Genomic DNA, 24,128 nt, shown 5'->3' with positions numbered 1-24,128 from the left:
GTGACCGGACGCCGAACGTAATCAGAACGGGCTGGCGGCCAGCGTGAGCGGTCCGTCGCCGAGCACGGCCAGGGTCAGCAGCGACACGATCCAGAAAGCGGGATACTCCCAGCCGCCATTGGGATTGTTGAACCAGAAGCCCGCCTTGCCGTGAACCTTCGCGATTGTGCCGGCGAGAACCGGGATCAGGATGACGGCGAAGATGCGCGGCCAGATGCCCAGCAGCAGGGCGAGGGCGCCCGCGAGTTCCCAGACGATCGTCACGTAGGCGAACCAGCCGGGCAATCCGAGCGATCTGAAGAAGCCGGCCGTCCCAGCGGGCTTGAACACGAAGAGCTTGAGCCCGACATGGGCGAAGAACAGCGCGGCCAAAGCCAGCCGCAAGAGAAGCACGCCCCACGGGGCTGTGACAGGGTCCATCATGGTCTTGATCCTTTAGGTTGGCCCAGCGGAACGCCGGGTCATGATTGAATGCCTGGCGCCCACCTCCGGCGAGGGTCAGTGGAAAATGAAGCTGCGCATCGACACCGAGGCGATGTCGATGGAGTTGTTCATGAAGGTCAGCTGATCCTTTTCGTCGGTCACGCCGGCGGCCGTCAGAGCCGGGAGATAGTGGTCAGGCGTTGGCTGGGCCATGGCGAACAGGCTGCCCAAGCGCTGGCGGTCGGCCAGCGCCGCGAAGTCCCGCGCCGCGAGCCGTTCGGCAAAGAAGCTGTCGAACTCAACGGCCCAATCATAGGGCTTGCCGCCCCAACGCATGGTTCGCAGGTTATGCACCACGTTGCCGGAACCGAGGATCAGCACGCCCTTGCCGCGCAGCTCGGCCAGGTCCTTGCCGATCTGCAGATGCCAGTCCAGATCTTTCGACATGTCGATCGAGAGCTGAAACACGGGGACATTCGCCTCGGGATAGAGCTTCGTCAGCACCGACCAGGCGCCGTGGTCCAGCCCCCAGGTGTCGTCGGCCTCGGCGTGATGGCTGGCGAGCAGGCTGACCACTTCCCGCGCGAGTTCCGGGGCTCCCGGCGCAGGGTATTGCTCGGCGTAGAGTTCCGGCGGGAAGCCGTAAAAGTCATGGATCGTGCGGGGCACAGCCGAGACATCGACCAGCGTCGTGCCTCGCGTCATCCAGTGAGCCGAGACCACCAGGATCGCCTGCGGCCGCGGCAGAGCCTTGCCCAACTCGGTCCATGAACGGGAATAGGCATTGTCCTCGATCGCGTTCATCGGCGAGCCGTGGCCGAGGAACACCACCGGCATCCGGTCCGACGCCTTCAGCCGGCTCTTCAGAACCTGCATCGATGCGGCAAGACTCATCTCCATCTCCTTCGCAATGTCTGGCGGCCTCTCGAGGCCTGTCGACAGCAATATGTCCCCGTAGGTTTGAGAATGAAATGACGTATGTTATGAATGAGTAAGAATGAAATGTTCTCAGTAGGGCGGGCGACGTGGACTTTCTCGATTGTTTGCGGGCTTTCGTGGCCACCGCTCAGGCCGGTTCGTTCAGCCAGGCGGCCGAACGCCTGGGCATATCCAACAGGCTGACATCCAAATATGTGGCCGCGCTGGAGGAGCGGCTTGGCGTGAGGCTTCTGCAGCGCACCACCCGGCGCGTCGGCATCACGCCGGAGGGCGAGGACTTGCTGCGGCGGGCCCCCGCGCTGATCGATGACATCGACGACCTGCTTGCGAGCTTCACCGCTGAGGGAAGCGGGTTGTCGGGAAACCTGCGGGTATCGGCGCCGGTGACCTTCGGTCAGACGCACGTACAGGCGCTCTTGCGCGGCTTTGCGATGAGCCATCCCGATCTGGTGATCGACCTGCAACTGGACGATGCCTATATTGACCTTGCCGCGCGGGGAGTGGACGTGGCCTTCCGGATCGGCGAGTCGAACCAGAGGTCGCTGGTCACCCGCAAGCTCGGCACGATCTCAAGCATCATGCTCGCTTCCAAGGACTATATCGACCGTCGAGGAGCTCCCGAAAGCCCGGTGGATCTGTTGCGGCACGACTGCATCGTGGACACGAACCGCCGCGATGCGATGCACTGGCCGCTGGAGATTGACGGGCGGACCGAGGAATTCCCGGTTCATGCGCGGTTCATGGTGAATTCCGCGCAGGTGGCGTTGGATCTGGCTCGCGAGGGTCTGGGGATCTCGTATTGTCCGCGATTCGTGATCGGCGCTGACATGAAAGCCATGGGGCTCGTCCAGGTGCTGCCGGGCTACTCCAACCCGACCTCGGCCGTTTCCATGGTGTGGCTTGAAGGGCGCGTACTGCCGCGAAAAGTCCGCACCCTGATAGACTATGTCGTTGCCGAAACGCGCGGCGTGATCTGACGCGTCAACGCGCGCCACAATCTCGCCCAGTTGCGGCCATAATCGATTAACATCGTGATAAACAATTCCTGTGCACAAAGGGATTGGGGATCAAGGTGTTGCTGGCATCGGCGGACGCTTGGCTCCGCAAGGTGGCTGCACTGTAGGGGACAATCGAAATCATGCAGGCTTCGGCGCGCCCGCGTCTTCGTCGCGCTTCTGCTTTCGCCCTTTGTACCCTCTCGGGGCTGGTGCTGGCTGCTTGCGCCTCGCAACCCGAGCCGAAGGGCATGGTCTACAAGAAGGCCCGCTCCAAGGAGTATTTCGCGGAATCGGAATATGGCGTGAAGGCCAGTCCGCGCGTGCAGTTCATGCGTCGCGGCGGCGGTCGCGACCAACTTGGCAAGCCCTACCAGGTGCGCGGCAAGTGGTATTATCCGAAAGAAGACAAGAAGGGCTTCACCAAGGTCGGGCTGGCATCCTGGTATGGCGATGCCTTCCATGGCCGGCTGACCGCCAATGGCGAAGTCTACGACATGACGCATCTTACCGCGGCGCATCCGACGATGCCGCTGCCGAGTTATGCCCGCGTCACCAATCTGGAGACCGGCAGTTCCGTGATCGTCCGCGTCAACGATCGTGGTCCCTATCATGAGGGCCGCATCATCGACGTCTCCGAGCGCGCGGCGCAGATGCTCGACTATGACAAGGTCGGCACGGCCAGGGTCAAAGTCGAATATGTCGGTCGCGCGCCGCTCGATGGCGATGACGAGCAGTATCTGGTGGCCTCGTATCATCCGGGCAAGAACCGGCCGGATCCGTCGGACGGCCTGCCGACCGGTGTGATGGTGGCCATGAATGGCCCGTCGCCGAGCCTGTCGGTGGGCGCGCCGCCCGCCGCCGTGCCTTTCCCTGGGCAGCTGACCAGTTCGGGCGGGGCCTTCGCCGCGCAGCCTGGCCTGTCGGAGCAGCCGGCCGTGCAACCGGCGGCGGCATTCTCGGTGCAGGGCTCGAGCGATGTCGTGTTGCCTGATTTCGGACCGATCGTGCCGGAACGGCCGGATCTTGGCCTTCCGCCGAACTCGCCCTTCGCCATGGCTTCGCTGTCCTACGCGGATGAGCGTGTAAAGCGCGCGGATGTCTTTGCCTCGCTGGACGGCGGCGGCATGTCGCCGGCCGATATCCTGCAGTCATGGAAGAAATCGAAACTCCAGGGTCAGGCGCCCGCATCCGACTATGTCGCGGCCGGTTCCTTCGACCAGGCCGCCGAGGCACAGCGCGTGGCCGTTGCGCTCGAGCCGTTCGGCCGGATAGAGATCCAGCGCACCGATCTCGACGGCAACGACTGGTATGCGGTCAATGCCTATCCGGACGGCCATGGCAGCATCGACGACCTGCTTCAGGCTGCCTGGTCGCATGGCGCGCCGGACGCGCTGGTTGTGCGTAACTGATCAAATTCTCGCGGCCCGTTGATCCGGCCGAAAAAACCCTGATAGCGTGGTCGCGGGGTAATCTTTGCGCAATCCCGGGGCGAAGTCGCCGAGCGCTTTCCGGTGTTGCTCAGATTGGGTCGAGATTTCATGCAATTCCGCATCTTCCCGTTTTTCGTCAGCCTTCTGGGAGCGGTGCTGATGCTGCTTTGCGTCGTTCCGGCGAGCGCCCAGCTTTTCGAGACCAAGGCGACGCAGGCGTTCATGATCGATGCCGACACCGGCACCGTGCTCTTCGCGAAGGACCCCGACAAGCCGATCCCACCCGCCTCTATGGCCAAGCTGATGACCATGGAGATGGTCTTCAACGCCATCAAGTCAAAGCGCATGACGCTCGATGACACGTTCGTCGTCAGTGAAAACGCCTGGCGCACCGGCGGCGCGCCGTCCGGGACTTCGACCATGTTCGCCAAGCTCAAATCCGCGGTCCGCGTCGAGGACCTGATCCAGGGGGTCACCGTGCAGGCCGCCAATGACGGCTGCATCGTGCTCGCCGAGGGGATGGCCGGGTCGGAGGCGAGTTTCGCCGCGCAGATGACGGATCGCGCCCGCCAGCTCGGCCTCCAGAAGTCGACCTTCGTGAATTCGACCGGACTGCCGGCCGACGGCCAGCAGACGACGGTGCGCGAGCTGACGATGCTGGCGCTGCATCTGTGGCGCGACTATCCGGAGTTCTTCCACTATTACGGCCAGCCGGACTTCACCTGGAACAAGATCTCGCAGAGGAACCGCAATCCGCTGATCGCGATGGGAATCGAAGCCGACGGGTTCGTGGCGGGCGCCAGCGAGCAGGCTGGGTTCGGCCTTGTCGGAACCGTCAGCCACGACGGCGTCCGTGTAATCGCCGCGCTCAGCGGCCTGGCGAACGATCGCGAACGCTCCGAGGAGGCGCGCAAGCTGCTCGATTGGGGCTCACGTTCGTTCCAGAAGACCGAGATCTTCGCGCAGGATGAGGTGGTCGGCGAAGCGCAGGTGTTCGGTGGCGCCAAATCCGGCCTGGCTTTGAAAGCAAAAGGCCCGGTGAACATCTTCCTGCCGATCGCCAATCGCGACAAGCTGACCGCCAGGATCGTTTATCAGGGCCCGGTGTCGGCGCCGGTCGAAGCGGGGCAACCGGTCGGCGAGTTGCGCGTTTGGATAGGCGACACGCTCAGCCAGCAGACTCCGCTCTATGCCGCCGAGTCGGTGCAAGTGGGCACGCTTCCGCAACGTGCGCTCGACGCAGCCAAGGAACTCGCCGTCGGCTGGTTGCGTCAGAAACATTTGTGATCGGGCAAGTTCGTGGACCTTTTGTCGGACCGGAGCTATGACAGCGGCCAGCACGGGCAGAGGCAATCTCGATTGGCGAGCGGATTTTTCATCACCTTCGAGGGCGGCGAGGGAGCAGGCAAGTCGACGCAGATCGAGCGGCTTGCGCGGCGCTTGCGCGGCAAGAAATACGAGGTTCTGGTCACTCGCGAACCGGGTGGATCGCCTGGCGCCGAGGCGGTGAGGCATGTGCTTCTATCGGGTGCGGCCGAGCCGTTCGGCCCGAAGATGGAGGCGATCCTTTTCGCCGCCGCGCGCTCCGACCATGTCGAGCAGGTAATCCGGCCGGCGGTGGAGCGTGGCTCGATCGTGCTCTGTGACCGCTTCATCGATTCCTCGCGCGTCTACCAGGGCGTCACAGGCGGCATCGACGCCGATTTCATGAAGGCGCTCGAAGCGGTGGCCATCAATGGCATGATGCCGGACATGACGCTGATCTTCGACATCGATCCGGTCGTGGGATTGAGGCGGGCCACGGCGCGGCGGGGGGCAGGGGACGCCGCCGATCGCTTCGAGAAGGAGGCCTTGGCCATCCACCGGCGACGGCGCGAGGCTTTCCTGGCCATCGCCGCGGCCGAGCCGGAGCGGTGCATCGTCATCGACGCCTCCGCCGATCCCGACACGGTGGAGAATATCGTCACCGCCGCCGTCTTCGCGGCGCTGGAGGAGCGGACGCCGGCGCAGAGGATTGAGACGGCGACTGCATGATCTTCGAACGCATCGCCCCGGAACAGCACGACACGCTGGACGGCGTGCCCGAGCCGGCTGAAACTGCGCGGCTGGTCGGCCACGCGACGGCGACAGGGATGCTTGCCAACGCCTACCGCGCGGGCAAGTTGCCCCACGCGCTGATCTTTGCCGGGCCGCTCGGTATCGGCAAGGCGACGCTCGCGTTTCACCTGGCGCACCATCTTCTGACATATCCGGATTTCAGGACGGCGCCCGACACGCTTGCGGTTCCCGATCCGGCTTCCTCGCTGTTTCGCCAAATCGCCACCGGGGCTCATCCGGGCGTGCTGCATCTGACGCGCCCGGCCAACGACAAGACCAAGAGCTTCAAGACGGTGCTGACCGTCGATGAGATCCGGAAGGTCAGCCGGTTCCTTTCGATGACCTCGCATGACGGCGGCTACCGCGTCGTCATCGTCGATCCGGCCGACGACATGAACACCAACGCCGCCAATGCCTTGCTCAAGAATCTCGAGGAGCCGCCGGCTCGCACCCTGTTCATCCTTGTCGTGCATGCGCCGGGCAGCCTGTTGCCGACGATCCGCTCGCGCTGTCAGGTGGTGCGGCTGGCACCGCTGGCGGCCGACGAACTGATGGCGGTACTGGAAAATATCGAGCCCCCGCCGCCGGACGATCCGGCAGCGCGTGCCGCGCTCGCCGAGCGGGCAGGGGGCAGCGCCCGCAACGCGATCCTGCTTACTCAGTATGGCGGATTGGAGATAGCCGGCGCGCTCGATACGCTGGTGGCGGCGAGGAAGCCGGATATCGCGGCATCGCACCGCCTTGCGGAGGCCGTGGCGGGGCGCGACCAGGCGATCCAGTTCGACATCTTCAACCGCCGCGCGCTCAATCTGCTTTCGGCCGCGGCCAGCGAGGCGGCGATGGCCGGCGACCTCGCCAGGGCCAAGACCCTGTCGGAGGCTTGGCAGCAGGCATTGAACAGCATATCTGAGGCCGAGACCTACAATCTCGACAAGAAGCAGCACGCCCTGACCATGATCGACCGCCTGAATTCTGCGATGCGAATGTGACGGCCCGTTCGATGTATGCCGTTGGTCCACTTTCGGCCAGCATGCATTGGCCTCGGGATGGCAATCGACGTTCCGATGCGATATCCACCGCCACAACTCAGATTCAGATATTCATGACGGTTCATTCATGTCACGCGACACATTCTACATCACGACCGCGATCTCCTATCCGAACGGCAAGCCGCATATCGGCCATGCCTATGAACTGATCGCCACCGATGCCCTTGCCCGCTTCCAGCGGCTCGACGGCAAGGACGTGTTCTTCCTGACCGGCACCGACGAGCACGGCATCAAGATGCTGCAGACCGCGCGCAAGGAAGGCATCACGGCGCGCGAGCTCGCCGACCGCAACTCGGCCGAGTTCCGCCGCATGGCGACCGCGCTCAATGCTTCCAACGACGATTTCATCCGAACCACCGAGGAACGGCACTACGCCTCCTCCCAGGCTATATGGAAGGCGATGGCCGCCAATGGCGACATCTACAAGGGCGGCTATGCCGGCTGGTATTCGGTGCGCGACGAGGCCTATTATGGCGAGGAAGAGACCGAGGTCCGTGCCGACAATGTGCGCTACGGGCCGCAGGGGACGCCTGTCGAATGGGTGGAGGAAGAGAGCTATTTCTTCCGCCTCTCCGCCTATCAGGACAAGCTGATAGCTCTTTACGAAAGCCAACCCGATTTCATCGGCCCGGCTGAGCGTCGCAACGAGGTGATGAGCTTCGTCAAGTCGGGGCTGAAGGACCTTTCGGTCTCGCGCACCACCTTCGACTGGGGCGTGCCGGTGCCGGGCGACGAGAAACACGTGATGTATGTGTGGGTCGACGCCTTGACCAACTACATTACCGGCGTCGGCTATCCTGATGAAAATGATGAGAAATGGCGGTTCTGGCCAGCTGATGCCCACATCATCGGGAAGGACATCGTGCGCTTCCACGCTGTCTATTGGCCGGCCTTCTTGATGTCGGCGGGAATCCCGCTGCCGAAGCGCGTCTTCGGCCACGGCTTCCTGTTCAACCGCGGCGAGAAGATGTCGAAATCGGTCGGCAACGTCATCGATCCATTCACCATGGTCGAGCATTACGGCGTTGATCAGGTGCGCTATTTCTTCCTGCGCGAGGTGCCATTCGGCCAGGACGGCAACTACAGCCATGAGGCGATCGTCAACCGCACCAACGCCGACCTTGCCAACGGCCTCGGCAATCTGGCGCAGCGGTCTCTGTCGATGATCGCCAAGAACTGCGGCGGCGCGGTGCCGAAGCGCGGAGACCTTACCGAAGCCGACACGTCGATCCTCGATCAGGCGATCGAAGCGCTGGCCATTTCCCGAAGGGCGATGGCGGAGCAGGGCATCCATCTGGCGCTGGCGGCGATCTTCGGGGTGGTGGCGGAAGCTGACCGGTATTTCGCCTCACAGGAGCCATGGGCGCTGCGCAAGACCAATCCGGAGCGCATGGAAACCGTGCTTTGGACGACAGCAGAGCTCGTGAGACGGGTGACGGTGCTTTGCCAGCCCTTCATCCCGGGGTCGGCGGCAAAGCTGCTCGACCTGCTTGCCGTGCCGGCGCACAAGCGCGCGTTCGAGCATGTCCATGCGGACCACGCGCTGGTGCCTGGCACAACGCTGCCGTCGCCTGAGGGCGTGTTTCCGCGTTATGTCGAGCAGAACGCCTGATGCTGGTCGACAGCCATTGCCATCTCGACTTTCCGGATTTCGCAGAGGAGCGGGCGGCCGTTGTCGCCCGCGCCTTCGCCGCCGGAGTCGGCCGCATGGTCACGATCTCGACGCGCGTGAAGCGTTTTCAGCAGGTCATTGAAATTGCTGAGACTTTCGAGGATGTTTATTGCTCGGTCGGCACCCACCCGCACAATGCGGCGGAGGAGCTCGATGTCACCGCCGACGAGCTTGTGCGGCTTTCCGGCCATCCAAAGGTGGTGGCGATCGGCGAAGCCGGGCTCGACTACTATTACGACAAGGCGCCGCGCGATGCGCAGGCAGAAGGCTTCCGCAACCATATCGCCGCCTCGCGCCGGACCGGCCTGCCATTGGTCATCCATTCGCGCAACGCCGACGACGATATGGCGTCTATCCTCGAGGACGAAACAGGGAAGGGCGCTTTCCCCTTCATCCTGCACTGTTTTTCGTCTGGGCGCGGACTAGCGGAAGTCGGCGTCGCGCTGGGCGGCTATGTTTCCTTTTCCGGTATCCTGACCTTCAAGAATTCCGCCGAGCTGCGGGCCATCGCCGCCGACGTCCCGCGCGACCGGCTGCTGGTCGAGACCGACGCGCCTTACCTCGCGCCAATCCCGCATCGGGGAAAACGCAACGAACCGGCCTATGTCACGAACACGGCAAAGGTGCTCGCCGAGACCATCGGTGTGAGCGAAGCCGAGATCGCGGACATCACCACCGGGAACTTCTTCAAGCTGTTCACCAAGATGCCGCGACCGGACGTGGCGCGGACATGAGCGACCGGCTGCGCTTTACCATCCTCGGCTGCGGATCATCGCCGGGGGCGCCGCGTATCACCGGCGATTGGGGCAATTGCGATCCCGCGAATCCGAAGAACCGGCGCATGCGCACGGCGGCTCTAGTCGAGCGCATTGCCGCCAATGGCGCGCGCACCACGGTAGTCATCGACACTGGACCGGATTTTCGCCAGCAGATGCTGATGGCCTCGGTCAGGCGTATCGACGCCGTGGTCTATACCCACCCGCATGCCGACCATATCCATGGCATCGACGATCTGCGCGGCTTCGTGCACGACCAGCGGCACAGGATCGACATCCACGCCGACGAACCGACGATGGAGCGGCTGCGCCAGGCCTTCGGCTATTGCTTCGAGACGCCCCCCGGTAGTTCCTATCCGCCGATCGTCAAGCCGCATCTGATCGATCATACCAGGCCGGTGACGGTCGAAGGCGAGGGGGGTGCCCTCACCCTCGAGCCATTGCCGCAGATCCATGGCGACATCATTTCGCTGGGTTTCCGCATCGGCGGACTCGCTTACTGCCCGGATATCAGCGACTTCCCGGCCGCCACGGCCGAGCGTTTACGCGATCTCGACATGCTGGTCATCGACGCGCTGCAGTACAACACGCATCCCAGCCATCTGTCGCTCGGCCAAGCCTTGGGCTGGATCGAGAAGCTTTCGCCGAAGAACGCCGTGCTGACCCATATGCATGTGCCGTTGGACTATGCCGTGGTGATGGCCGAGACACCGGATCACGTGGCACCGGCTTATGATGGTTTGGTGATAGAAAATGCCCTTTGAATCAAAATGATGGGAAGAATTCTCAATATCTGAAGCTAATTGGCGGCTAGTGGTCGGCTGCCGTCCCGAAGCTGATCATCTCATCCCCCATGATCCTGACTAGACGATGCTCGGTAGAGCTTCGTGACGCTCTTTTACCCGCGATATCGAACATACGGCTGACGTATGGTGCAGTCTCACCGGGGCACTCGGCCAAGGTTCGTGTCGAGCTTTCGCATCTCCAATAGCCCGGCAGGAAACCCGGAATCTCCAGTCTTCGCCTTCAGCTGATAGTTCCATAATCTATCTTATGCGACTTATGGATATGGAGGCTCAACGCCATGGTCGGTTGAAATAGCAACTACCATGCTGCAAGCTGTCATGGCATTGGGGCGGAACAATAAGGGCATGCAACATTGACCTCCTCGCGCTCCTTTCTTGGCTTTCCCAGCCGCCTCGGTGAAGGCCGCGTTCCCCGGGCCGTGATCTTCGGTTCCGGTCACGGCAGCACCTATTCCGGCAAGGACAGCAGCGGCTATGCTGAGGCCGCCAACGCCATCCGCGCCGCCAGCCAGGCTGATGCTCCGCTGGTCGAGCACTGGGATTTCGACCTCGGCGGGCCGCTGTTCAATGGCGGACCGGCCTGCTGCACCGACACCGGCGACATCTTGACCATAATGCATGACAATGCCGGCAATCGGGCCCGCATCGAAGCGAGAACGCGCGAGGTTCTATCCCTGCCGGCCGTGCCGATCATGCTTGGCGGTGACGATTCCGTCGTCATTCCGTTCCTGGCCGGCTTTGCCGGCTATGGACCAATCTGGATTCTTCAGATCGACGCCCACATCGACTGGCGCGACGAAGTTCATGGCGAACGCCATGGCTATTCGAGCCCGATGCGGCGGGCAAGCGAAATGCCGCATGTCGCCGGCATGGTACAGGTCGGCCTGCGCAGCGTCGGCAGCGCGCGCATCGGCGAAATCGAAGCGGCGCAGCGCTATGGCAGTTGCTTTGTCACAGCGCGCGAGGTCCACGCTCAAGGGGTGGATGCCGCTCTGCGGTATATTCCCGAAGGCGCGCAGGTCGTCGTCACCCTCGACTGCGACGGCCTCGATCCAGGGATCATGCCGGGCGTGGCGGCGCGCACCCCCGGTGGCCTCTCCTACACTCAGGCGATCGACCTGATTGCCGGCCTTGGCAGGCGGGCCAGGCTCGCTGGATTCGACCTTGTTGAGTTATACCCTCCCGCCGACATTGGCGGCCTGTCGGCGCTGACCGCGGCGCGGCTTCTCGTCAATGCGATCGGCGCGATCGTGCGGCAGAACTAGCCCGGCTTCACCATGGCTTCTCCAATCTCCGCAAGGATATCTGAATTCATCGAAGCCCTCCCGTTGGAGTCGGGACTTCGAGTGCTGGAGATCGGATGTGGTCCAGGCGTTGCCGCACGCGCCATCGCGGAGCGGATCGGTGATGGCTTTATTCTGGCGATCGATCGTTCGGAAAAGGCAATACGACTGGCGCAAGCGGGATCGTACAATGAAATAGCCGCAGGCAGGCTCGGTTTCAGGTGCGTCGCAATCGAGGATTTTGTCCTGAATACGGGTGATGCTCCCTTCGACATGGCCTTTGCCATGCGGGTCGGCGCACTCGACGGACGCCACCCTGAGGCAGGTCAGGCGGCGTTGAAGCGGATCAAGGCCGCGTTGAAGCCAGGTGGCAGGCTGTTCATCGATGGTGGCCGTCCTTTGCAAGAAATCGAGTTGGGTTGCGGTTTGCCGTCTTAGAAGAACCCTTCGAGAAACGCCGCCGTCGCGTCCGAGATGCCGATGATCTTGTCGGTCGCCTGGCGGTATAATTTGAAGTTGAGCTCGGTCTCCGGCCGACCGTCCTTCCAGTCCTCGAAGCGCTTGAGTTCGTGACGGCCCAAGGGTTTCGTCGCCAGGGCGGTGCGGCGGATGGAAACGCTGACGCGCGGTGTCTGCCGTTCGCGATCAGGGCTTCTAGGGACGGCCTGCGAGGAGGTCACAATGCCGCGCGCGACGAGCCCCTGCCCGCCTTCGATCTCGCTGGCGAACAGGAAGACGACTTCGCCTTCGGCGATGCGCTTGCCGCCATACATGGTCTTCTGGGCGGCGAACACAAAGGTTTCTGCCTGAGGGTTCCCGATCTCGGCCTTGATGGCGTATGCCATGCATTACGGTTCCCGGCTGAGGCCGATCCGGTAGCCCAGCACACGCCGGGCTCCCGGCTCGATCAGCATGACACCAGGCTTGTCAGCAAACTCGCCGTCGAAATCGACGGGGCTGGCGACGCCGTGCCAGGGCTCGATGCACAGGAACGGTGCGCCACCGGGCTTGGACCAGATACCCAGCTCGTTGAACCCTTGCCACGACAACTCGATCGCCGGCCCGCGCTCGGCGGCATAACGCACGCTCTTGCTGGCCGGCCGATCGAGGATGACGGCGTCGTCGACGAACAGTTTCTCGGAAAGCGGCAGCGTATTGCCCTCGATGGGCGTTGGTTGCGGATCCGGCAGCAGCAGGCCGTCCTTGAGGCGGCGCACCGGCGCCGGCTCATTCTCTCCGAAGGTCAGCCGATAGGCTTCCTTGGACAACTCCGGCAGCAGCGGCCAGTTGAACGCCGGATGCGCGCCTATTGAGCCCGGCAGCGGCTCGCCGCCGGTGTTGGTTATCTCGAAGGTGACGCCAAGCTGCCGGGGTTTCAGCTCGTAGCCGATGGCCAGGCGAAAAGCGAAGGGGTAGTGCGTTCGGGTCTCGGCGTCATCGGTCAGCACCAATGTGCAGGAGCTCGGCCCCTGCTCCGCCCAGGCGAAAAACCGATCACGGGCGAAGCCATGCTGCGTCATCGGATAGGTTTGGCCGCGATACCGCAGTTGGTCGCCCTTAAGCCGGCCGACGATCGGGAAAAGGACTGGCGAGTGACGCCGCCAGGCGGGGCCGGCCTGCCAAAGAAGCTCTGTGCCGTCGCCGTCGCGTAGCGAGACAAGCTCGGCCCCCTGCCCGACGATGGTCGCCGAAATACCGTCGGCTTGAAGCGTCAGCTGTTCCATTGCGTCCTCGCGGCTGCTGGCCGCCGGCAGGCTAGCAAAAGGCCGTGCATGAACTCAAGCGCCGCAGGCATGCTGTCCCGCAGACGCCGAGCGTCCTGCGGCGATGAAAAAATGGCCGGAGGTTTCCCTCCGGCCACGGCGAGGCCTGCAGTGTTGCCTGCTACGGTTCGGCCTATTCGCGCTCGCCGGTGAAATTCAAAAGCAACTGGAAGATGTTGATGAAGTTCAGATAGAGCGAGAAGGCGCCGAAGACAGCGAGCTTCTGCTGCGATTCCGCGTCGAAGTTTTCCGCATACTGCTCCTTTATGGTCTGCGTGTCCCAAGCGGTAAGGCCGACGAAGACGGCGATGCCGATCACCGATATGGCGAACTGCAGCGCCGTCGAGCCGAGGAACAGGTTGACCAAGCTGGCGATTACCACGCCGATCAGGCCCATGATCAGGAAGGACGAGAACTGTGTGAGGTCGCGCCTGGTCGTGTAGCCGTACAGGCTGGTGGCGCCGAACATCGTAGCGGCGATGAAGAAGGTGCGCGCGATGCTGGTCGAGGTGAACACCAGGAACACGGAGGCCAGCGACAGGCCCATCACGGCGCAGAAGGCCCAGAACATCGCCTGCGCGCCCGAGGCCGACATTGTCTGCATCCTGAACGAGAAGAGCATGACGAAGGCCAGAGGCGCCAACATCACCACCCATTTCAGCGGGCTGGAGAAGATCGGCACGTATAGCGCGGGCGTCGAGGCCACGAAAAAGGCGACGAGGCCGGTGACGACGAGACCGAGGCCCATATAGTTGTAGACGCGCAGCATGTGCTTGCGCAGGCCCTCGTCATAGACGGCTCCGGCCTGGGCGCCGGTGCCTATTCGGTATCCCAGATTGGGGCTGTTCATTTGGTTCTCCTTGGTTCTCGGTAGAGGTTCTGTCTTCAATAGAGGGTTTTGGCGAGTTTCTCGGCGGCACGGTCGAGACTGCCGGCGTCGCCGCTTCCGACCACCGCGTAAGCGACCTCGCCGATCTGGAAATAGGCCGATGAGATGTCATCGGCGGGCGCCACCGTCGGCTTCACGACGTCGAACGTGCCCGGCCTGATAGCGAACAGCGAGACAAGACCAAGGTCCCTGGTCTCGACCGCGACTTCGACGCTGGGCCCGAATTGCGAGGGATAGACCTGGACGTCGCGGACCTTCCAGTCGTCAGGCAGCGATGGCATGGCGATCGCGGTGGCGGCGCGGATCTCATCGGCATCGTAGCTCGGCGCTTCTTGTTGCGACGACATGGTTTCGCGCACCAAAGTCGTGCGGTGCGCCCTGACCGCATCCTCGACATAGGCCGGCGGCTGTGTCGAGGCGACCACCTTTGTCACCGCTATCGGCCCGAAAATACCATTGGCCAGCCAGCCCGCCGCCACCAGCACGGCAGCGGCGGCAGCCCGCTGCAGCACGGCAAGCATACGCCCCCTGGCGAGTGCCCTTTCCAATCGCCGCGCCGCCTCGGTCGTGGCCGGACGCGCCATTCCGCCGGGGCCGGCAAGTGCCACGCGCAGTTCGTCGCGCGTCCTCAGATCCGACATCACGCGCGCCGCCGTTTCCGGGCGTGCGGCGAGGTGCGCCTCGACCTCGATGCGGCGGGCGACATCCAACTGATCGTCGACATAGGCGTCGAGGTCGGCATCGGTTACGGGGTCGACAATGGGGGTCATTGATCGTCTCCCACGATCCTGAGATGGGGTTTGCTTTTAGGAGGCGCGCCCTCCTCCATTTCGCGCAGCGCGGCACGCGCGCGCCCGATACGCGACATCAAGGTTCCAAGCGGCACGCCGATGACCTCGGCGGCCTGGTGATAGGAAAGCCCTTCGATGGCTACGAGATGCAGGGCGGAGCGCTGCTCCTCGGGCAGTGAAAGAAACGCTTCCCGGACCTGCGACAGGCGCACGGAATGGTCCTGCGAGGCCGGCATGCTTTGGTCGGCAACGAGGCCGATCTGCTCGATGCGCGCCGCCTCGGAGCGGCGCGAGCGCATGCGGTCGATGAAAATGTTGTGCAGGATCGCCAGAAGCCAGGCACGCAGATTGCCACCTGAGCGAAAGGTCGCGCGGCGTTCATAGGCGCGCACCAGCGCGTCGTGGACGAGATCCTCGGCCTCACTGCCGTCGCGTGTCAGCGAGCGCGCGTAACGCCGCAGCGACCCCAACTGCCCAACGATATCGAAGCGTGCCATCGACCGTTTCATGCCCTGTTTACGAAGCATGTAGGGATTTTAATCCCCTGCCCGGCATTTCTTTTCGCGCCGCCGTCTCTGAGGAAACCGCTGGCGTGCCGACAGCGATTTGCGTATCACTCCGCCGCCATAGGAATCCTTTTCGATGTTCGAGACCCTGCAGCCCGCGCCCGCCGACAAGATCCTTGCCCTGATCGGCCTCTACCGCAACGACCCGAGGCCCGGCAAAGTCGACCTCGGCGTCGGCGTCTACAAGGACATCGACGGCAGGACGCCGGTGATGCGCGCCGTGCGCGAAGCCGAGAAGCGGTTGCTGGCGAGTCAGGACACCAAGACATATCTCGGCCTTGCCGGCGATACCGGCTTCAACGCTGCCATGATCAAGCTCGCCTTCGGCGAGAAGGCGGACCATTCCCGCATCCGTGCCGCGCAGGCGCCAGGTGGATCGGGCGCGCTCAGGCTGGTGGCCGAGCTTCTGCAGCGTACACGTGCCGGCGCGACGGTCTGGCTGTCCGATCCGACCTGGCCGAACCATCCGCCCGTGATGCGCGCCGCAGGCTTGCAGGTTTGCGACTATCCCTATTTCGATGCCGCTTCGGGTTCTGTCCGCTTCGATGAAATGCTGGCGGCCCTCAAGACCGCCAATAGCGGCGATGTCGTGTTGCTGCATGGCTGCTGCCACAACCCGACCGGCGCCAACCTCGATGCCGCGCAGTGGGCCAAGGTTGCTGATGTGCTGCTCGAGCGCGGCCTGCTACCCTTCGTCGACATCGCTTACCAGGGCTTTGGCGAGGGCCTGGACGCCGATGCCGCCGGTTTGCGGCTGCTGGCCGACAGGATGCCGGAGATGGTTGTCGCCTCGAGCTGCTCGAAGAATTTCGCTGTCTATCGCGACCGCGTGGGCGCCGCGATGGTCATGGCCAAGGACGGCGCCCAGGCGGATGTGGCGATGAGCCAGATGCTGGCGGCCGCTCGCGCGCTTTATTCGATGCCGCCCGATCACGGCGCGGCGGCGGTGCGCATGGTGCTTGAGGATGCCGGGTTGAAGAAGGACTGGGAGACGGAGCTCGAAGGGATGCGGCTGCGCATGCTCAGGCTGCGCGTCGCCTTCGCCGAGGCGTTGCGCCGGCAGTCCAATTCCGACCGTTTCGATTTCGTCGCCAGCCACCGTGGCATGTTTTCGAGGCTTGGGCTCACCGAGGCGCAAGTCGAACGCCTGCGCACAGAGCATGCCGTCTATATGGTGGGCGACAGCCGCATCAACGTGGCCGGGCTGCCCGAGGACGGCATGGACGATCTCGCCAAGGCGATCGTCTCAGTGCTCGACTGACGCTGTGGACAACTCGTTTCGGCGTCCGACCGGCATTGGTCGGACAAGGCCGCGGAATAGGCTCGACCCATGAAGCCCTCCAAGGACATTTCCCGTCTGATCGAGATCATGGCGGCGTTGCGGGCGCCAAAGACCGGCTGCCCCTGGGATATCGAGCAGAATTTCTCAACGATCGCTCCCTATACGATCGAGGAGGCCTATGAGGTGGCCGACGCGATCGCGCGCGACGATTTCGACGACCTGCGCGAGGAGCTGGGCGACCTGCTGCTTCAGGTCGTCTACCATGCGCAGATGGCCGAAGAGATCGGCGAGTTCACCTTCGGCGATGTCGTCGAGGCCATCACAACCAAGATGATCCGACGCCACCCGCATGTCTTCGGTGATGAGAAGGCGCGCAGTGCCGGCATGGCCAAGGGCATGTGGGAGAAGATCAAGGCGGCCGAGAAGGCAGAAAAGCGCGAGTCCCGCATCGCCCGCGGTCTTGATCCGGAAGATCATGGCAAGGGTTTTCTCGACAGCGTGCCGGTGGCGTTCCCTGCCCTGACTCGTGCCCTGAAGCTGCAGGAGAAAGCAGCGCGCGTCGGCTTCGATTGGAGCGAGGCAGCCCCGATTCTCGACAAGATCGAGGAGGAGATCGGCGAATTGCGCGAGGCGCTTGCCACCGGTGACGCGGCTCCAATCAAGGACGAGTTCGGCGACATGTTGTTTGCCGTCGTCAATCTCGGCCGCCACCTCCAGCTCGATTCGGAAGCGGCGCTCAGCGGCACCAATGAAAAATTCCGCTCGCGCTTCCACTATGTCGAGCGGGCCCTGGCGGCTGCGGGAGGCTCGCTGGAAAAGGCAACGCTGGCCGAGATGGAGGCGCTGTGGCAGCAAGCCAAAAGCGCCAAGTAGCAGCCTCTTAGCTGCCGCCTTTGCGATGCAGGCGGCTCTCGATTTCCTGCCTGGCGGAGTGCGTGGCCGTCAGCGAAAGGGTGACGCTGCCGTCTTCATTGTCGGTGCGCGAAACCACGTCGCCATTGCGGTAGAGCCAGTCGACCTGGCTGAGCTGGGCGGGGCTCAACGTCACCGTCATCGTTTCCAGTTCGCCCGACACGCGCGTCTCGATGAGCGCCTTCAGCGTGTCAAGTCCTTCACCGGTCACAGCCGATATGGCGATCGGCGGTGTCTTGCCGCTCGCGCCTTCTGCAAGCAACCGCTCCCGGTTGCTCTCGTCGAGCAGGTCGATCTTGTTCCAGACCTCGACCACTCGGTTGGTGTCGGCAGCATCAACGCCCAGATCCCCCAGGATGCGCTCGACATCTTCCGCCTGAGCCGCCGTGTCGGGATCGGAAATGTCGCGCAGATGCAGCACCAGATCAGCTTCGACGACTTCTTCCAGCGTCGCCCGGAAGGCCGCGACCAGATGCGTCGGCAGGTCGGAGATGAAGCCGACCGTGTCCGACAGGATAATCGGCGTGCCATGCGGCAGCCGCACGCGCCGCAAGGTGGGGTCGAGCGTGGCGAACAGCATGTCCTCGGCCAGCACCCCTGCCCCGGTCAGCCGGTTGAACAGCGTCGACTTGCCGGCATTGGTGTAGCCGACGATCGCCACGACCGGGAAAGGAACCTTCTTGCGCTTAGCCCGGTGCAGGTCGCGCGTGCGCCGTACCGTTTCCAGCTCATGCTTCAGCTTGGTGATCTTGTCTTGCAGGATGCGGCGGTCGGATTCGATCTGGGTTTCGCCGGGACCGCCCAGGAATCCGGCACCGCCTCGCTGCCGCTCGAGGTGGGTCCAACTGCGCACCAGCCGGCCCTTCTGATAGTTGAGATGCGCGAGCTCGACCTGCAGTGTACCTTCCTTGGTGCGCGCCCGCTCGCCGAATATCTCGAGAATCAGCCCAGTGCGGTCGAGCACCTTGGCGTTCAGTTCCTTTTCGAGATTGCGCTGCTGAACCGGTGTCAGCGGATGGTCGACAATGACCAGCTCCGCGTTGCGCTCCTTCACGATGTCGGCCAATTCGGCCACCTTGCCGCTGCCGAGCAGGGTCGCCGGGCGCGGGTCGGACACCGTCACTACCGCGGTATGGACCGGATTGAGATCGATGGCGCTGGCAAGCCCGACTGCTTCGTCGCGGCGGGCGTCGGCCGAGCGGCTTAGTCGGGGGCGGCTCGACTCATCGTCGTCGCGCGGCTGGCGGGTAAGCACCGGCACAATGACAACAGCCCGGGTCGGATCCTTGGACTCCGGCCCGAGTTGATAACCTTGTTTTCCGCGAACGCTGCGATCCGCGTCTCTGTCACGTGCCAATCAGGCGCCCTGGCTTTCCTCACCATCGAACATCTGAACCGGCTGGCTCGGCATGATCGTGGAAATTGCGTGCTTGTAGACGAGCTGGGAGTGCCCGTCACGCCGCAACAACACACAAAAATTGTCGAACGAAGTGACGACGCCAGTCAGCTTCACACCATTGATGAGGAAGATGGTGAGTGGATTTTTGCTCTTGCGAACTGAATTCAGGAACAGGTCCTGAAGATTTTGCGATCGTTCCGCCATTTTTCTTGTCTTTCGCCGATCCCCTTCGGTTTGCGAGCTAATGCGCCAAATTACGCGGCACCTGTCAAGCGCGCAAACCCCCTCTTGCCGATACAAAGGCAAGCAGAACGAGATAGTTGAGGTTCATTCCAGTTGTGCGGTTATCAGGCTGGACTTTTTTCCGCAACGTCAAAAAAGGCCTGCCGCAACGAAAGTGTCATGGAGCCGGGATGGCCATTTGCGATCGGCGCGCCGTCGATTTCGACCACCGGCATGGCAATTGTCGTTGCCGAGCTGATAAACGCCTCCTTCGCCGCCTTGGCCTCGGCGATCGAAAAGCCACGTTCTTCTATCTTGAGGCCAAGCTTTGCGGCGACGTCGAAAAGCGTCGTGCGGGTAATGCCGCGCAGGATGCCATGCTCGGCCGGCCGGGTCACCAGCACGCCGTCGCGGGTGATGATCCAGGCATTTGACGAACCGCCTTCCTTGACGTTGCCGTCGGCGTCGACGAACCAGGCCTCCTGGGCGCCAGCTTCCTTGGCCTTCTGCTTGGCAAGCACATTGGGCAAGAGGCCCGTGCTTTTGATGTCCACCCGGTCCCAGCGATTCTCAGGAACGGTGATGACCTTGATTCCGGTCTCGACCCGCTTCGCTCCGGCGGCCGGATCGGCTTTTCTGGCGGTTATGACCAGTGATGGCGTGGTTCCTGCCGGCGGAAAGACAAATTCGCGACTGGCAACGCCGCGCGTCACCTGCACATAGACAAGGCCGTTGACCGCGCCGTTGCGATTGACCACCTCGCGCAGCAGGATCGGCAGGACGCCTTCCGAGACCGGCCACGCGATCGACAGTTCCTTCAGCGAGCGCTTGAGCCGGGCAAGGTGGCGCGGCATGTCGACGATATGGCCGCGCGCCACCTCGCAGACCTCATAAACGCCATCCGCAAACTGGTAGCCCCGGTCCTCGATATGGACGCTGGCTTGTGAATGGACGACATAGCGCCCGTTGACATAGGCAATGCGCGGCATGGGCTTCCTCAGGGAGATATCCGGCTTTCTTAGGCGATTCCGCCTCTGCCGTAATGAACAATCGCGTGGACCAAGCCAGTTCCAGGGAGTCTACGCAATTCCGGATGAAGGCTACGGCGAAGCCACAGAACCTAGCCGCTGCGCACTTTCCTTGAATTGCTTACACGCCGAGCGACTTCAGCTTGCGGTGAAGTGCCGAGCGTTCCATGCCGATGAACTCGGCGGTCTTCGAGATGTTGCCGCCGAAGCGGTTGATCTGGGCGATCAGGTAGTCCTTCTCGAATTGTTCGCGCGCCTCGCGCAACGGCAAGGCCATGATGTGCTGGTCGGACTGGTTCGGTGTGCGCGGCATGACGTCGCCGATCTCGGAGGGCAAGAGGTCGGCCGTGATCGGTGCGTCCGCTTCGTCGCCGCGCGCCAGGATCATCAATCGCTCGACATTGTTGCGCAACTGGCGAACGTTGCCCGGCCAGTTGTGGGCCTGCAGAACGGCCATGGCATCGTCGCCGATGCGGCGCGGCTTGATGCCGGCCTGGCGCGCGATCTGCTTCATGAAATTGTCAACGAGATACGGAATGTCCTCGCGCCGCTCGGCGAGACCGGGCACCATGACCGGAACCACAGCCAGGCGGTGATAAAGGTCTTCGCGGAAGCGGCCGTCGGCGATCATAGCCTCGAGGTTTTGCGAGGTGGACGAGATTATGCGGACATCGACCTTGACGCGCTTGGTGCCGCCTACCCGCTCGAACTGCTGCTCGACCAGCACGCGCAGGATCTTGTTCTGCGTCTCGCGCGGCATGTCGGCGACTTCGTCGATGTAGAGAATGCCGCGATGCGCCTCCTCCAGTGCGCCGACCTTGCGCTCGGTGCCGTTCGATTCGGTGCCGAACAGCTCGATCTCCATACGTTCGGGCGTGATAGTGGCCGCGCTGAGCGTCACGAACGGGCCGGTCTTGCGGGACGATAGCGCGTGGATTGCGCGCGCCGTCAGTTCCTTGCCTGAACCGGACGGACCGATGATCATGACGCGGCTGTTGGTGGGCGCGACACGCTCGATCGTCTGACGCAGCTGGCTCATTGCCGACGACATACCGATCAGGTCAAAGGTCTCCCCGCTGCGCTGTTTGAGGTCGGAGACCTCGCGTCGCAGCTTGGACGTTTCAAGGGCGCGCTCGGCGACCAGGATGAGGCGATCGGCCTTGAACGGTTTCTCGATGAAGTCGTAGGCGCCTCGCCGGATGGCCGAAACCGCCGTTTCAATGTTGCCGTGGCCTGAGATCATCACCACCGGCATGCTGGGGTGCATGGTCTTGATCTCGTCGAGCAGCGCCAGGCCGTCAAGGCGCGAGCCCTGGAGCCAGATGTCGAGGAAAATCAGCCGCGGCGCGCGATCGGCGATCGCCGCCAGCGCGCTGTCGGCATCATGCGCCGTACGGGTTTCATGACCCTCGTCGCTCAGGATACCGGCGACAAGTTCGCGGATGTCTTCCTCGTCATCGACGATGAGAATGTCAGACGCCATTACCGACCTTTTCAGTTTCTCGTTCGTGTTCGCTTCGACCTTCACCGCGTGGCGGCGCGGCTACGATCGTCGCCGTTGGCAGGATGATCGAGATCATCGCGCCGCGGCCACCATGGAAATCCGCTGGCGCGTCATGCAATTCGAGACGGCCGCCATGGTCCTCCACGATTTTCTTGACGATAGCGAGACCGAGCCCGGTGCCCTTCTCGCGCGTCGTCATATAGGGCTCGAGAAGCCTTTGGCGATTCTCGCGCGGCAGCCCCTTGCCGTTGTCGATAACGTCGATTCGTATGGCGCCATCTTGGCGTCCCGCTTGAATCCGGATTGTGCCGTGCGAGCGGTCTTCCGGATCAAGTCCGTCGATCGCCTCGGCGGCGTTCTTGATGACATTGCCGAAGGCCTGCGCCATCAGGCGGCTATCGAAAGTGCCCTTCAGCGGCTCGCTGCCGAAATCGCGCTCGAAGGCAATGTCGGAGCGGCTGACCTCGACCAGGAAGGACGCCTCGCGCAGAGACTCGCGCAGATCGATCGCCTTCATCTCCGGCTTCGGCATGCGGGCGAAGGCCGAGAATTCGTCGACCATGCGGCCGATGTCCTCGACTTGGCGGATGATGGTATCGGTGCATTGGTCGAAGACCTCGCGGTCCTCGGTTATGACCTTACCATAGCGGCGCCTTATGCGCTCAGCCGAGAGCTGGATCGGTGTCAGAGGATTCTTGATCTCATGCGCGATGCGCCGCGCCACGTCCGCCCAGGCCGACGAACGCTGCGCCTGGACGAGATCGGTGATGTCGTCGACGGTGACCACATAGGATTTCTCTTCCTCGCCGTCGTCGCCGGCCTCGACCGTTACCTGGACATTGAAAGTGCGCTCCAGGCCGGTGCGGAAGAAGGTCACCTGCTCCCGGTAGACCGGTTTGCCTGACTGGCGTCCGATCTCGAAAACGCGGCCGACGAGGGGCAAGACAGCCGAAAGGTTTTGGCCCAGCGTCGCATTTGCCGAAATCCCCAGCATGGTTTCGGCCGAGCGATTGACGATGGTGATGATGCCGTAGGGATCGACACCAATGACGCCGGCGGTGACGCCGGCCAGCACCGCTTCGGAGAAACGCCTGCGCTCGTCGATGAGATCCTTGGCCGAAAGGAGCTCGTTGCGCTGCGATTTGAGCTCGAGGATCATGTTGTTGAAGGTATCGCCCAGCGAGGCGACGTCGCCGTCGGACTGGCGTACCGGAACGGCGACATCGAGATTGCCGGTCGCCACCTCGTCGGCGGCGCCGATCAGCTGACGGATCGGCCTCACGATCCGGTCGGCTACCGCGATGCCGGTCCAGATCGCCGACAGGATGATGATCAGCGTGAGCGACAGGTAAGGCAACGCGAAGGCGACTTGCGAGGTCCGGCGGTTGTCCTCCAGATTGCGGTATTCGTCGGTGTTGGACTTGACGATCTGGCGCGCCTTGATCACGTCGGGGTCGACCAACCGGATCGTATAGAGGTAAAGCCCTTCGATCTCGCGCAGCTTGATGATGGCGCCCATGATGTTGCGGGTGCGCGGCTCGATCAGGACAGGCTTGCCGTCGGCGGCGGTGTCGACAGCGCCCGATGGCGGCTCGGGCATCGGGAAATCGGCATCGGTCTTGGCGCTCATGACGAACGAGCCGTCAGGCTTGATCAGGGCCGCATGCGCCAGCCCGCGTCCAACCGCTTCCTTGTTCAACAGATCGAGGAAGCCGCCTCTATCGAGGCCGTAAAGCGTGCGCGAGGCATCGAGATCGTATGCCATCGACAATGTCGTGCCCTGCAGGTTGCGCGCGTTCTCCTGTACATAGGCGTCGGCGATCGACAGTGACGAGTTGACGATCGTCTTGGTACGGATCTCGAACCAGCGGTCGAGCCCGATATCGAGCGTGATCGAGGCGATGATCGCCACCATGATGGCCGGGATGGCGGCAACCAGAGCGAACATCGCGACGATGCGCACATGCAGCCGCGAGGCGGCCCTGCCGTGGCGCCGCGCCAGGACGATGCGGCGCACCTCGCGGGCGATCAGCGCGATCAGGAAGAGAACAAAGACCGCATTGGCCGCCACCAGTGCCCAGGTTGCGTCGGCGGTCGGCGCGATCGGCGTAGCTCCAACCAGGATCGCAAACGATATCGCCGCCGTGATCACCGCGCCGGCGATAGCGACCACGCCGGGCAGCGCCAGCAACCGCCGGCCGTCACGCGTGCCAGCCTGGCTGAAAAGCGGTTGGTTCAGGGTCGGAGCCTCAGCTGCCATGTCGCGCTACAGAGTCGGTCATTGCGTCGGATGTATGCA

General features: G+C 63.2%; 24 protein-coding genes. 12 read left to right on the top strand and 12 right to left on the bottom strand.

The features are described from left to right. Positions 1 to 21 precede the first annotated feature (21 nt). Positions 22 to 423, bottom strand: coding sequence for a DoxX family protein (locus ACR64R_RS08390; protein WP_487361185.1), 402 nt, complete (start codon positions 421 to 423; stop codon positions 22 to 24). Between the two features lie 75 nt (positions 424 to 498). After that, the gene (gene ygiD / locus ACR64R_RS08385) at positions 499 to 1,317 is read right to left on the bottom strand and encodes a 4,5-DOPA-extradiol-dioxygenase (RefSeq protein ID WP_487361184.1); all 819 of its coding nucleotides are present in this window, start codon (positions 1,315 to 1,317) and stop codon (positions 499 to 501) included. A gap of 131 nt (positions 1,318 to 1,448) precedes the next feature. On the opposite strand from ygiD, the gene ACR64R_RS08380 reads away from it, so the two are divergent. From ACR64R_RS08380 to ACR64R_RS08335, 10 genes are all read left to right on the top strand, one after another. Further along, complete coding sequence (locus ACR64R_RS08380) at positions 1,449 to 2,339, top strand: LysR family transcriptional regulator (RefSeq protein WP_487361183.1); 891 nt, start codon at positions 1,449 to 1,451, stop codon at positions 2,337 to 2,339. Between the two features lie 161 nt (positions 2,340 to 2,500). Beyond that, positions 2,501 to 3,769: a septal ring lytic transglycosylase RlpA family protein gene (locus tag ACR64R_RS08375; protein ID WP_487361182.1), complete on the top strand. Its 1,269-nt coding sequence runs from the start codon at positions 2,501 to 2,503 to the stop codon at positions 3,767 to 3,769. A 129-nt stretch (positions 3,770 to 3,898) separates the two neighbouring features. Beyond that, on the top strand, positions 3,899 to 5,077 hold the full coding sequence (locus tag ACR64R_RS08370; RefSeq protein WP_487361181.1) for a D-alanyl-D-alanine carboxypeptidase family protein: 1,179 nt from the start codon (positions 3,899 to 3,901) through the stop codon (positions 5,075 to 5,077). Positions 5,078 to 5,149: 72 nt separating this feature from the next. Then, on the top strand, positions 5,150 to 5,824 hold the full coding sequence (gene tmk / locus ACR64R_RS08365; protein ID WP_487361180.1) for a dTMP kinase: 675 nt from the start codon (positions 5,150 to 5,152) through the stop codon (positions 5,822 to 5,824). Then, on the top strand, positions 5,821 to 6,876 hold the full coding sequence (locus ACR64R_RS08360; protein ID WP_487361179.1) for a DNA polymerase III subunit delta': 1,056 nt from the start codon (positions 5,821 to 5,823) through the stop codon (positions 6,874 to 6,876). The genes tmk and ACR64R_RS08360 overlap by 4 nt, the downstream gene beginning before the upstream one ends. 127 nt (positions 6,877 to 7,003) lie before the next feature. Further along, positions 7,004 to 8,548 (top strand): methionine--tRNA ligase, encoded by a 1,545-nt coding sequence (metG, locus tag ACR64R_RS08355; RefSeq protein ID WP_487361178.1) that lies wholly within the window; start codon positions 7,004 to 7,006, stop codon positions 8,546 to 8,548. Next, on the top strand, positions 8,548 to 9,342 hold the full coding sequence (locus tag ACR64R_RS08350; protein WP_487361177.1) for a TatD family hydrolase: 795 nt from the start codon (positions 8,548 to 8,550) through the stop codon (positions 9,340 to 9,342). The genes metG and ACR64R_RS08350 overlap by 1 nt, the downstream gene beginning before the upstream one ends. Then, positions 9,339 to 10,148 carry an MBL fold metallo-hydrolase gene (locus ACR64R_RS08345; protein WP_487361176.1) on the top strand — a complete coding sequence of 270 codons (810 nt, stop codon included), beginning with the start codon at positions 9,339 to 9,341 and terminating at the stop codon, positions 10,146 to 10,148. Before ACR64R_RS08350 ends, ACR64R_RS08345 begins: the two co-directional genes overlap by 4 nt. A 395-nt stretch (positions 10,149 to 10,543) precedes the next feature. Beyond that, positions 10,544 to 11,455 (top strand): agmatinase, encoded by a 912-nt coding sequence (locus tag ACR64R_RS08340; protein WP_487361175.1) that lies wholly within the window; start codon positions 10,544 to 10,546, stop codon positions 11,453 to 11,455. Positions 11,456 to 11,467: 12 nt separating this feature from the next. After that, positions 11,468 to 11,911, top strand: coding sequence for a class I SAM-dependent methyltransferase (locus ACR64R_RS08335; protein ID WP_487361174.1), 444 nt, complete (start codon positions 11,468 to 11,470; stop codon positions 11,909 to 11,911). Here the strand turns inward: ACR64R_RS08335 and ACR64R_RS08330 are convergent. From ACR64R_RS08330 to ACR64R_RS08310, 5 genes are all read right to left on the bottom strand, one after another. Then, positions 11,908 to 12,318 carry a hypothetical protein gene (locus tag ACR64R_RS08330; RefSeq protein ID WP_487361173.1) on the bottom strand — a complete coding sequence of 137 codons (411 nt, stop codon included), beginning with the start codon at positions 12,316 to 12,318 and terminating at the stop codon, positions 11,908 to 11,910. The two genes, ACR64R_RS08335 and ACR64R_RS08330, sit on opposite strands and share 4 nt — an antisense overlap. A 3-nt stretch (positions 12,319 to 12,321) precedes the next feature. Continuing rightward, positions 12,322 to 13,197 (bottom strand): aldose 1-epimerase family protein, encoded by an 876-nt coding sequence (locus ACR64R_RS08325; RefSeq protein WP_487361172.1) that lies wholly within the window; start codon positions 13,195 to 13,197, stop codon positions 12,322 to 12,324. A 172-nt stretch (positions 13,198 to 13,369) separates the two neighbouring features. After that, a complete protein-coding gene (locus ACR64R_RS08320; protein ID WP_487361171.1) occupies positions 13,370 to 14,086 on the bottom strand; it encodes a Bax inhibitor-1/YccA family protein in 717 nt (238 codons plus the stop codon). 35 nt (positions 14,087 to 14,121) lie between these two features. Continuing rightward, positions 14,122 to 14,895 (bottom strand): anti-sigma factor family protein, encoded by a 774-nt coding sequence (locus tag ACR64R_RS08315; RefSeq protein WP_487361170.1) that lies wholly within the window; start codon positions 14,893 to 14,895, stop codon positions 14,122 to 14,124. Next, the gene (locus ACR64R_RS08310) at positions 14,892 to 15,425 is read right to left on the bottom strand and encodes a sigma-70 family RNA polymerase sigma factor (protein ID WP_487362399.1); all 534 of its coding nucleotides are present in this window, start codon (positions 15,423 to 15,425) and stop codon (positions 14,892 to 14,894) included. The genes ACR64R_RS08315 and ACR64R_RS08310 overlap by 4 nt, the downstream gene beginning before the upstream one ends. A gap of 133 nt (positions 15,426 to 15,558) precedes the next feature. Between ACR64R_RS08310 and ACR64R_RS08305 the strand changes: the two genes are divergently transcribed. Together ACR64R_RS08305 and mazG are read left to right on the top strand one after the other, a co-directional pair. Continuing rightward, a complete protein-coding gene (locus tag ACR64R_RS08305) occupies positions 15,559 to 16,743 on the top strand; it encodes an amino acid aminotransferase (RefSeq protein WP_487361169.1) in 1,185 nt (394 codons plus the stop codon). 69 nt (positions 16,744 to 16,812) lie between these two features. Further along, positions 16,813 to 17,637, top strand: a complete 825-nt coding sequence (gene mazG, locus ACR64R_RS08300) for a nucleoside triphosphate pyrophosphohydrolase (protein WP_487361168.1) — start codon at positions 16,813 to 16,815, stop codon at positions 17,635 to 17,637. 7 nt (positions 17,638 to 17,644) lie between these two features. On the opposite strand, the gene hflX is transcribed toward mazG, so the two are convergent. The 5 genes from hflX to ACR64R_RS08275 all read right to left on the bottom strand — a co-directional run bounded on the left by hflX (position 17,645) and on the right by ACR64R_RS08275 (position 24,089). Then, positions 17,645 to 19,033: a GTPase HflX gene (gene hflX / locus ACR64R_RS08295; RefSeq protein ID WP_487361167.1), complete on the bottom strand. Its 1,389-nt coding sequence runs from the start codon at positions 19,031 to 19,033 to the stop codon at positions 17,645 to 17,647. Then, positions 19,034 to 19,279, bottom strand: coding sequence for an RNA chaperone Hfq (gene hfq / locus ACR64R_RS08290; protein ID WP_006202172.1), 246 nt, complete (start codon positions 19,277 to 19,279; stop codon positions 19,034 to 19,036). A gap of 143 nt (positions 19,280 to 19,422) precedes the next feature. After that, entirely contained in the window at positions 19,423 to 20,286 is an 864-nt protein-coding gene (locus ACR64R_RS08285) for a D-amino-acid transaminase (RefSeq protein WP_487361166.1), read from the bottom strand. A gap of 160 nt (positions 20,287 to 20,446) precedes the next feature. Further along, positions 20,447 to 21,808, bottom strand: a complete 1,362-nt coding sequence (gene ntrX, locus ACR64R_RS08280) for a nitrogen assimilation response regulator NtrX (protein ID WP_487361165.1) — start codon at positions 21,806 to 21,808, stop codon at positions 20,447 to 20,449. Further along, positions 21,798 to 24,089, bottom strand: coding sequence for a sensor histidine kinase NtrY-like (locus ACR64R_RS08275; RefSeq protein WP_487361164.1), 2,292 nt, complete (start codon positions 24,087 to 24,089; stop codon positions 21,798 to 21,800). Before ACR64R_RS08275 ends, ntrX begins: the two co-directional genes overlap by 11 nt. Positions 24,090 to 24,128 lie beyond the last annotated feature (39 nt).

Source organism: Mesorhizobium sp. MC2-1-1 (assembly GCF_057597255.1).
The sequence above is the reverse complement of the archived record's forward strand: the minus strand, read 5'-3'. Positions and strand labels throughout refer to the sequence as shown.